The organism is Oribacterium sp. P6A1, from assembly GCF_000702885.1.
Classification (GTDB): domain Bacteria; phylum Bacillota; class Clostridia; order Lachnospirales; family Lachnospiraceae; genus Oribacterium.
In genome coordinates, this window is record NZ_JNKO01000015.1 from 25842 (window position 1) to 36747 (window position 10906).

General features: G+C 42.1%; 8 protein-coding genes. All 8 read right to left on the reverse strand.

Translation table 11 applies throughout. The features are described from left to right. Window positions 1-478: 478 nt before the first annotated feature. On the reverse strand, window positions 479-1522 hold the full coding sequence (locus T515_RS10700) for a restriction endonuclease subunit S (protein ID WP_036610879.1): 1044 nt from the start codon (window positions 1520-1522) through the stop codon (window positions 479-481). Window positions 1523-1556: 34 nt separating this feature from the next. Continuing rightward, on the reverse strand, window positions 1557-2525 hold the full coding sequence (gene xerA, locus T515_RS10705; RefSeq protein ID WP_036610938.1) for a site-specific tyrosine recombinase/integron integrase: 969 nt from the start codon (window positions 2523-2525) through the stop codon (window positions 1557-1559). Window positions 2526-2719: 194 nt separating this feature from the next. Continuing rightward, entirely contained in the window at window positions 2720-4222 is a 1503-nt protein-coding gene (locus tag T515_RS10710) for a class I SAM-dependent DNA methyltransferase (RefSeq protein WP_036610881.1), read from the reverse strand. Between the two features lie 231 nt (window positions 4223-4453). Continuing rightward, window positions 4454-6088 carry a dicarboxylate/amino acid:cation symporter gene (locus T515_RS10715; protein WP_036610883.1) on the reverse strand — a complete coding sequence of 545 codons (1635 nt, stop codon included), beginning with the start codon at window positions 6086-6088 and terminating at the stop codon, window positions 4454-4456. A gap of 233 nt (window positions 6089-6321) precedes the next feature. Then, the gene (locus T515_RS10720; protein WP_036610884.1) at window positions 6322-6813 is read right to left on the reverse strand and encodes a DUF6106 family protein; all 492 of its coding nucleotides are present in this window, start codon (window positions 6811-6813) and stop codon (window positions 6322-6324) included. 376 nt (window positions 6814-7189) lie between these two features. Further along, entirely contained in the window at window positions 7190-8812 is a 1623-nt protein-coding gene (gene groL, locus T515_RS10725) for a chaperonin GroEL (protein ID WP_036610886.1), read from the reverse strand. A gap of 133 nt (window positions 8813-8945) precedes the next feature. Next, the gene (locus T515_RS10730) at window positions 8946-9236 is read right to left on the reverse strand and encodes a co-chaperone GroES (protein ID WP_036610888.1); all 291 of its coding nucleotides are present in this window, start codon (window positions 9234-9236) and stop codon (window positions 8946-8948) included. Between the two features lie 288 nt (window positions 9237-9524). Further along, on the reverse strand, window positions 9525-10856 hold the full coding sequence (locus T515_RS10735) for an MATE family efflux transporter (RefSeq protein WP_036610889.1): 1332 nt from the start codon (window positions 10854-10856) through the stop codon (window positions 9525-9527). Window positions 10857-10906 lie beyond the last annotated feature (50 nt).

A 10906-nucleotide genomic window follows, 5' to 3' on the forward strand; every position in this document is an offset into this window, starting at 1 on the left:
ATGCTCACTATTAATGACTTGATTGCAGTACTTGCATTATGTGCAACGTTCTATAGTCTTGGCTATAATCGTGGAAAGCATGATTCCAAGACACAAAAATAACCGCCCGAGCCTAGGAAACTTTGAGCGGTTATCTTTATAACTAATCAATACTGGGCTAACCGTCTACCGGTAGCACTTCTTTTCAATAATTATTTTATCATCGCCACTCGTTATCGTCAAACAAATATTCAGTTGTAATATAGAGTTCTTGTCGTGCTCATTAGGATTCCGCTTCGCTTCATCCTCATGCGTCCTGTCGGACTATGGGACTATGGCATCCAATCTGCCAATCCTCTGCCCGTGAACAAGCTCCCGGCAGCCGTTGCCATCTTGTCTGCGCACTCCTCGTCACCTCGACAAATATCAATTTGATTTTTAACACATCTTAAATATAGCACTTATTTGTTACTTATCGTTTTATGTTTTTAAATTTCTTCTATGCAACTTTTGATTTGTCGATCTGGTGAATAAAAGGCATCAACTCTTCCTGTAGCTTTCTCGGTGGACAGATTACTGAAATCTTCCCCAGTCTCTCCTTTGATATATTCGACATTGATTTAGCTGATCCACCCGAAACGCTCTGAATAACCGGTCTGAATTCCTTGCAATTTATAAGTTGCCATAAAAACATCGCATCCATCTTTTCATTTGGGACTAATCTAAATATCAAATCTGGCATCATCAGTTTTGCCGGCGTTTCATCTACATAAGCTGCCATTCCAACAAGTTCAGGCGTATTCTTTCTTGTGAATAGCAAATCCCCCTTATGAACCTCAGCACTTTCAACAAACATTTTTTCATCCAAAAGAGCTTTGTTCTCATCTGGACGATAATCACCATAGGTAGCTGCACTTAATTTCAAAACAGCAGGATAATCACCCATTCTTGCTTTATCGGAACACACAAAGCTCTTACCATTATCTATTCTTTCCAAGCAGTCTTCCAACTTGTAAGTATTCCATCCTTTGGGATTCCGAACTGGATCCCCAAACATCTCGACAAATCGGACTTTGATGAGTTCGTCGAGTTTTTGAAGTTCATCTTCTCTTGATGCAATTACTCTTTCACATTTACCAAGGATATCTACAATCTCTGCTTGTCTCTCTAATGAATCTAAATTGAATTGCTCATTTTTATAATCTTTAAAATATATATGCGGTATAGTTGCACCAGTAAAATATTTTTCAAGGTGCATATACCTAACAACATAGCAAAGGTATTCAGGCAAAACATTTTCTTTAGGCAGCAAATACTGCATCGTGCCAATCACTGAAGATTTAGCTGGATGCAATGTTGTTCTTCCTATTCCAGCGCCATCCTTAACTACAGCAACATATGGCTTATCTTGATGGTAAAAATCAACATTTCCGATATATCCCGATGCTCCATAAATAGGATAATCTCCCGTGGCATCTATAATATCTGACTGTTTTAAATTTGATGATCCACGCTCACAAACATCTTCAAGTTTTACTCTCATCTATCATCCCCTACAAATATCAATTTGAATCCTCTCATGATATATATTTTTGATGAGATGATTTAACATTAGCCTGATTCACCATTGCATATCGCATAGTTGTATCTATCTGCGAATGTCCAAGTATCCGCTGAACCTGTTCTATAGGCATACCTTTATCGATTGCACGGGTTGCCATGGTTCTTCTGAATTTATGTGGATGAATACGCCGAAGATCTGTCTTTCTTCCAAGCTCCCGGAGTCTTATCTCCACTCCACTGATTTTAAGTCGTTCATTCGGCGCATCGAGAGTCACAAAAAGAGCCGGACTTTCATCGGTTCTCAGTTCAAGATAGTCTTGCAAATGAAGCTTTGCCTTAGCATCAAAGTAGACTTTTCTCTCCTTACCGCCTTTTCCAAACACAACACATTCTCGCTCCTCAAAGTCAATATCGGAAACATTGAGATTAACAAGTTCCCCTACACGTATTCCGGTGGAGTAAAGCAGATCAACTATGGCAAGATCTCTCTTACAGGAACAGTTGTCACGAAGCCTCTCTATATCTTCATCGGATATCACTTCTTTGACCTGCTGATTGGTTTTTATTTTATGAATACGTCGCATAGGACTTTTCAAGATATAATTTTCTTCTTCGAGCCACGAAAAAAAGCTTGAGATATTGCGGCGAATGTTATCTACTGTAACCTTCCCGCAATTATTGATTTTCTGATAATCAGAAAGATAATGTCTCATATCCTCGGTAGTTATTCTCCTGACAGAAAGTTCCTGCTGCTGAAGCATTTTTTCAACGGTTACACGATAATACTGTATAGTTCTCTCAGAACATCCTTCTATGGCTTTGGCATCAAGGAACATACGAAGATATTCTGAATTCGGAATTTCTTTCTTCTCTTCTTCTCTTTCCGCAAAAACTCTCAGCATTACTTCCTGAAGCTTTTTCATTTGCGGAACCGAGAGATACTCTGACATTTCATTAAGAATGGTTACAACCTTTTCCTCCATGCTGGTACGCCCTTTCATTACCAGCATCCTTCAACCATTCTCTTTACTATAATCACTTTCGGCCATTAACAAATTTTTCATAAAATAGACCTATGCTTTAGTGGTCAAAGCGAAATCCAAGATAATATCCAAACAAGAAATTTCCTGATAAAAAAATCCAGTTGATCATTTTATTTTGACCAACTGGATTTTTGTTATGCTTTCAACAGTTTCTCAAGTTCTTCCATCTCTCTTGCGATATCTGCTTCTATAGCTTTGATATTTGCCATGATTTCTTCTGTTGGCGGGTACTCCACATTCTGATACTCAACTTCTTTGTATTTGTTGATTGAAAGGTCGTAGTCATTGTCTACGATTTCGTTTTTAGGAACTATAAAAGATTTCTCTGTTCTCTTTCTTTCTGCTTCTTTGTCAAGATTTCTATATCTTTCTATGATATCCGGTATATCATTTTCCGCCACCGGATTACGTTTATCATCAAGGCTGAATCCGTCCGCTGTCATGTCATAGAACCAGACTTTATCTGTTCCGCCATGACCTGTTTTGGTGAAGATCAGAATGGCCGTTGATACTCCGGCATATGGTTTGAAAACACCTGACGGCATGGAGATAACCGCCTCCAGTCTGTTCTCTTCCACGATTTCCTTACGGATATCCTTATGGGCTTTTGATGAACCGAACAGGACGCCATCAGGAACGATGCAAGCACATCTTCCTCCCACCTTCAGCATACGAAGGAAAAGCGTCAAAAACAGAAGCTCTGTTTTCTTGGTTTTACATACCTTAAGAAGGTCTCCCGATACAGATTCCGCATCGAGACTTCCCTTAAAAGGCGGATTCGCAAGGATCAGAGAATATTTGTCGTGGTCAGGATTCTGATCTGACAAACTGTCTCTGTACTCTATGAAAGGATTCTCAATTCCATGAGTCATCATGTTCATTGCGCCGATACGAAGCATGGTTCTGTCCATATCGAAACCATGGAACATGGAATTCATGTAATGAGCTTTCTTATCTTTGTTGAAGAATATCTCCTCTTTTCGTTTTTCCTTGAGGTACTCTGCGGCTGATACCAGGAAACCCGAGGTTCCGCAGGCCGGGTCGCATATGATCTCGTCAGCTTTCGGATCAATTATTTCCACCATCATTCGGATGATATGTCTAGGTGTTCTAAACATACCATTACGTCCGGATGAGGCAATTTTATTCAGCATATACTCATATACGTCACCGCGCACATCTGTTGACTGAATCTCACTCATTAGCTGATATATTTCATCAAGAGAGTCAACAACCTTGGAAAGAAGTAAAGGCGTCGGCAGTTTGAAGATGGCATCATCCATATATTTGGAATACGCGCTGTTTTTGTCGCTGTGAAGTCCCTTTATAAAAGGAAATACCCACTCCTGCATCACTGTATACATTCTGCCGGCAGGAAAATCATGGAACACTGACCACTTAAGCTGTTTTCCGTCTATGGTTCGTTCACCTATCTTTACTTCCTCAGAAAAGATGCTCTTGTAGGGAATACCCAGCATGGCACTTTCTTTCTCTTTCTTGTTATCTGCATCATCCAAATCCCTGATGAACATAAGATATGTAATCTGTTCGATGACTTCCAGCGGATTCACAAGTCCTCCCGCCGCAAATACATCCCAAAGCCCGTCTATCTTATTTTTCAGCTCACCTGTAATCATTGGTTTTCTCCCATATCTTATTATGCTTTATACCAAGATGTTTTTTTCCTTCCAATCTAAGCATGCATCATTATACTCCTGATAAAAAATGTGGGAAGCAGAGCTTCCCACTCATTAAACTTCATTTCTTCATCGATTCTATAGTCGGAAGGTTAATGTAAATCTCGGTGATATTATATTACTCAGAAAATCTCTTAAAAACAAGAAAAGTCCGTTCTTTAATGTTTGTCATCATTTCATCATCCCATTTCTTTTTCCCACGCAAAAGGTTCCTACGATATCACCAAACACATTATTGGCAGTGTTAAGAGGATCTGTTATGGCATCGATACCTATAAAAATCGCAAGTGCTTCCATAGGCACATGGAACTGCATAAGAAGTACTGACATACATATGGTTGAAACACCGGGTATTCCAGGAGCTCCAAAAGAAAGTAAGACAATAGTCACTATCAAAGATACGATCTCGCCGCCCGATAATTCAACTCCGAACACTTTTGCCAGAAACAGCGTGGAGATAGTAAGGACTACTACAAATCCATCCATATTTATGGTTGCTCCAAGTGGAATGGAAAATGAATACAGCTTGGGAGAAATATTAAGCTTTTTATCACAGGTATCCATAGTAAACGGCATGGCAGCGCTGCTTGAAGACAGTGCAAAAGCATTTAGCCAGGCCGGTACGGCATTTTTAAAAAAATCAAAAGGATTGCTTCCTGTCATAATAAAAACTATGGTTAAATAGAACACCAGCATCACTATCATTCCAAGTAAGATACAGAAGAACAATGACAGCAGTGTCTTTATCAAATGGAAATCCATAGTCATAACCATAGATCCTATAAAAGCAAACACTGCTATAGGCAGACACTTTGTAATGGCAGAAGCCACCCTAAGAAACACATCGTTTGCCGCAGAGATAAAAAAAGTGATTTTCTCAGTCTTTTCACCCATAAGCGGCACCACTCCTCCAACAAGTATGCCAAGGAAAATAAGCTGCAGTGTAGCGGAATCAACAAAGGCACCAACAAAATTGTCAGGAACTATCCCGATAATCGTATCAAGGATGCTGACCGCCTCCTGTTCTCCGACCTGTTGTGTTTCACTTATCATGTACGAAAATTCATTAAAGGTTCCCGGATTTATGATATTGTATGCAGTAAATGCAACTATGGTAGCTACAAAGGTAGTCATGGCATAAAAGCCCATGACACGGACACCTATCTTCCCCAATTCACTGAGATCTGTAATGGAAGAAACCGACGCAGCAATGGAAAAGAATATAAGGGGAGCAATAACTGCTTTTAAAGCATTTAAGAATATGGTCTTTATTGTCATAAACACATATTCATTTATTGCGTTACATATATTGCCGCTTAATGCAATTCTCATGAAGCTGCAAAGGATTACCGCAAGAAGCATTGAAAACAAAACATTTATAAGATTCTTTTGACTTGATATTCCCGCAGTTATGACAATCTTATTGGTTCCGTTTCTGTAGCTCTGTCTGATAATATCGCTGTTGGCATTGATTATCATGTTCCTTATAGCAGCCTCGGCATTGGGAGCGGATTCATAGTAGTCGAAGTCAGGAATGAAATTCACTGTCCCTACCTTTACTTCATTCCTGCTTTCACTCATAAGTGTTATGGTGGTTTTTCCCAAAAATCTTTTTACACGTATGATCACAGGACGATTTTCTTTTGTAACCTTAAAGAGCTCAACGAGATACTCCTCCGCAAGAAGCACTGCCTTTGACCTGTCCCTGACACCGGTCTTGCATTCTGTCAGCCTGTTTTCTATAAATTCTATGGCATTAGTTAAGTTTCCCTGCTCCGGCGACACTCTTACAGTAAATTCTTTCATCCCCGCCTCCTATTTTACAATTGAATTCACTTTTTAAACATATCGTTGTTTCATGCATTAAAAATGTCAGTAAATTGCTATATCAGTTTTATCGTCACCATCGGATTTCTTATAATTTTTTCGTGATATAATCCTCATAAGGGTGCACATCTATAAAAAAACTGCCGCATCCGGATTTTTTATCCTTCATGCGACAGTCTTTGCTTCAGGAAAACGCTGATTAAAGTGTTTCCTTAATATGCTTTATATTTCTGAGGTGTATTTCTTCTCACCTGCTTCACAAGCTCATCATTGCCCTCGATATACATACATACCTTGTTTCCGTTTCTGACATAAATATATGCATATTTCTTATCTTCAGGGCCGTTGCCGGAATAGTCGAGAATCTTTGCGTTTCCCATCTCAGTCTTTGCTGCATCCGAGTTTTTCGGTGCAAAAAGAACCAGTTCCTCAGCGTTTGTCTCTACGATCTTTCTTCTGCGGGATTTGTTAAGAACTTCATCCAGCTCGAAACTTCCGCCGAAATAAGTGTATTCGTATTCTACACTTGAAAAAAGCCATATCCCATAGTCTGCGGCAATCATTGCAAGAAGCAAAAGCAGTGCAAAGGCATACTGAAGTGCCAGAAACAGTGATATCACCGTAAGAACCAAAGCTCCCACAAAGGCTGCCTTCCAGTAAACAGGATCATTTCTTTTCACCATGTGCTCTACATATTCATCCATATATCTCTCCGTTCCGCCGGGTCATATGATTCATCGGCATATCTTTTAGTTTAGAAAAAAGCCCGAACTGCTTTTTCGCAGTCCGAGCTTAATTATACGAAATTTATATTCGAGGTGCAAACATAATGACGCTTCCCTCTACAAGCATAAAGCCCTACGGATTGCTCCGCTAACGCTCTCGCAATCCTAACAGGGCTCTTTACACTCTTTGCATAAAGCCCTACGGATTGCTCCGCTAACGCTCTCGCAATCCTAACAGATATCTCAAACCGCGCTGGCGCGCTTATTTTCGATATCTGTTAGCGTCGCTAGAACGTAAGTGCTTTTGAAAGCGAGCTTTCAACGCCCTTCCGTTCTGCGACCGGGCTTTATGCACTTACATCATTCCGCCCATTCCTGGGTTTGGCATTGGAGCGGGAGTAGGTTCCTTTATATCAGCCACAACAGCTTCTGTTGTAAGAAGTGTTGAAGCAACTGATGCTGCATTCTGAAGTGCTGTTCTTGTAACCTTTGCAGGATCAAGGATTCCTGCCTCAAGCATATCTACATACTCCTCGTGAAGAGCATCGAAGCCCTGTCCGTCCGGAGTCTCCTTAACCTTGTTTACGATAACTGCGCCCTCAAGACCTGCGTTTGAAGCGATTGTGTAAAGAGGAGCCTCAAGTGCCTTAAGGATGATTCTTGCACCTGTCTTCTCGTCGCCCTCAAGCTCTTCAACAACCTTCTCAACTGACTTCTGAGCGTGGATGTAAGCTGATCCGCCGCCTGCGATAACACCCTCTTCAACTGCTGCACGAGTAGCATTGAGAGCATCCTCCATACGAAGCTTTGCTTCCTTCATCTCTGTCTCAGTAGCAGCACCTACGCGGATAACTGCAACACCGCCTGAAAGCTTTGCAAGTCTCTCCTGAAGCTTCTCTCTGTCGAAATCAGAAGTTGTTGTAGCGATCTGCTGCTTGATCTCAGCGATACGAGCCTCAATGTTAGCCTTCTGACCCTCACCGTCAACGATGGTTGTCTTCTCCTTGGAAACCTTGATTGACTTGGCACGTCCAAGCTGCTCCATAGTTGTATCCTTAAGCTCAAGGCCGAGATCTGAAGAGATAACCTGTCCGCCTGTAAGGATAGCGATATCCTGAAGCATCTCCTTACGTCTGTCACCGTAGCCTGGAGCCTTAACAGCAACAACGTTGAATGTTCCACGGAGCTTGTTTACGATAAGTGTTGTAAGAGCCTCACCCTCAACATCCTCAGCGATGATGAGAAGCTTAGCGCCGCTCTTTACGATGTTCTCAAGTACAGGAAGGATATCCTGAATGTTTGAGATCTTCTTGTCTGTGATAAGGATATATGGATCGTCAAGATTTGCTTCCATCTTGTCCATATCTGAGCACATGTAAGCTGAGATATATCCTCTGTCGAACTCCATACCTTCAACTACATCGAGCTCTGTAAGCATGGTCTTTGACTCCTCAACAGTGATAACACCGTCCTTGGAAACCTTATCCATAGCGTCGGCAACCATCTCACCAACGTGCTCGTCACCTGCAGAAATACCTGCAACCTTAGCGATCTGCTCCTTGCCCTTTACCTTTGAAGACTGAGCCTTGATTGACTCTACAGCAGCCTTAACTGCCTTGTGGATACCCTTACGAAGGATGATAGGGTTTGCACCTGCCTCGAGGTTCTTCATACCTTCCTTAACGATAGCCTGTGCAAGAACTGTAGCAGTTGTTGTACCGTCACCGGCAACATCATTTGTCTTTGATGCAACCTCACGAACGAGCTGTGCACCCATGTTCTCGTATGCATCCTTAAGCTCGATCTCCTTTGCGATGGAAACACCATCGTTTGTGATGAGCGGAGCACCATAGCTCTTATCAAGAACTACGTTTCTTCCCTTAGGTCCAAGAGTAACCTTAACTGTATTTGCAACCTGGTCTACACCGGCTTCAAGTGCTTTTCTGGCCTCAACGCCATACTTAATTTCCTTAGCCATTTTGAATTCCTCCTAAATGTCTCCGCCCTGCGCTGTCATTCCATGACACCTCACGACGGGAAATCTCTGTCTATGTTCCTCCGGTCTTCCATAACAATGTCTCCATCATCCTGAAAGACCGATAAATATTCAATTATTTCTCTACGATAGCGAGAATGTCGTTCTGCTTAACAACAGTGTACTTGGTTCCGTCGATCTCAACCTCTGAACCTGCATACTTTGAGAAAAGAACGTGATCACCTGCCTTAACCTGCATTGTGATCTCTTTTCCGTCAACAACTCCGCCAGGACCAACTGCAACAACAACTGCCTGACCGGGCTTCTCCTTGTCATTCTGTCCGGGAAGAACGATACCGCTGGCTGTTGTCTCTTCCATCTTCTCTTTCTCAAGAACTACTCTGTCAAATAATGGAACTAACTTCATCTGATTGACCTCCTAATTTATTACCTTCATAGGTTTTGTATGCGGGTTTTCGGTTAATGTTTCTACATTTCCTTTGTGAAAACCCTCATGGGCACCGGATTACAAAAAACCGATAACCTTACTATCCTTACCTTTGTGCTTTTGATATATAAATCTTATCTCCAGCAACAAATCGTATTATAAAACGCATTATTAGCAACGTCAAGCATCGAGTGCTAACAATTTGCAGTTTTCACATTTATTTCACATAAAAAAGAAAGAGCATGATCCGAAGACCATGCCCTGAAATCAGAACTTCCCTTTATTTTTATAATGCAGATAAAACAGCACACATATGATAACACTTAAAAACGATCCTGCCGGTGCCGCAAGTCCCATGGCGTACAGAGTTTCCGGATACATTTTAGTGGCAAGCCATGCCCCCGGAACACGCACAAAAACCACAGACAGGATATTGTGAATAAATCCCAGTATGGACATGTTGCAGGCACTGAAGAATCCGGAGAACGGGAAATGCACTCCCGCTACCGCGCAGTCGATAACATAGGTCTGCATATACTGCACCGCATATTCCTTAACAACAGGGTCATTCGTAAACATCCTGAAAAACCAGGGGGAAATAAACTGAAACAGTACCGCGAAGAACACACCGACGGAGAAAGACATTATCACACCGTACTTAAGAGTATTACGGGCTCTAACCCTGTCTCCCGCCCCCACGGACTGGGCAACAATTGTCGAAACTGTAGACAGCATACTGGAGGGAACCAGAAACAGGAAGCTGATGGTCTTTTCCACGATACCTACAGCAGCGGAAATGTCTACGCCCCGCTGATTGGCTATGACCGTAATAAGGATGAAAGAGATCTGGATAAATCCGTCCTGACAGGCAATAGGAACTCCCACCCCCAGTATCTTTTCCAGAACAAACCTGTCCGGCCTGAGATCCGAAAGATGCACCTCAAACAGTTTTTTCTTTACTATGGCTGTGAAAGCAATGATAACACTTACCCCCTGGGCAAGAATCGTCCCGTATGCGGCACCGGAGGCTCCCATATGCATCGGTCCCATAAAAACAAAGTCAAGAACTATATTTACGAAACAGGCTATAGCTATAAACATAAGGGGACTCTTCGAATCCCCCATGCCTCTGAAAATGGAACTAAGAATGTTATAAGCCACTATGAACGGGATACCGGCGAAACAAATGGTGAGATAACTGACTGTTCCGGTCACCGCCTCAATCGGAGTGGAAAGAGCCGAAACTATGGGGTGTATGGTCATAAGGAGAAGCACCGTAACCACCGCTGCTACTCCTGCGAAAAGCGTCACAGTGTTGCCTATGGCGCGGCTCACCTTCTTCTCATCCTCAGCCCCCACGAACTGTCCGATCATGACAGTTGAACCCATGGCCAGTCCAACCAGCATCACCGTTACCATATGCATGACCTGTGAACCTATGGAAACCGCGGATATCACATCCGCACCGTTGAACTGCCCGGCTATAAGAAGATCTGCAAGCCCGTAAAGTGTCTGCAGAAAGAAACTTAGAAGATACGGCAGTGAGAACCATATCATATTATGTAAAAGATTGCCCTTGGATAAATTGTGTTGTGCCAATGCTGCCTCCCGTAAAATATATAATCTATCCCCAAATTTTAATTTGGCAC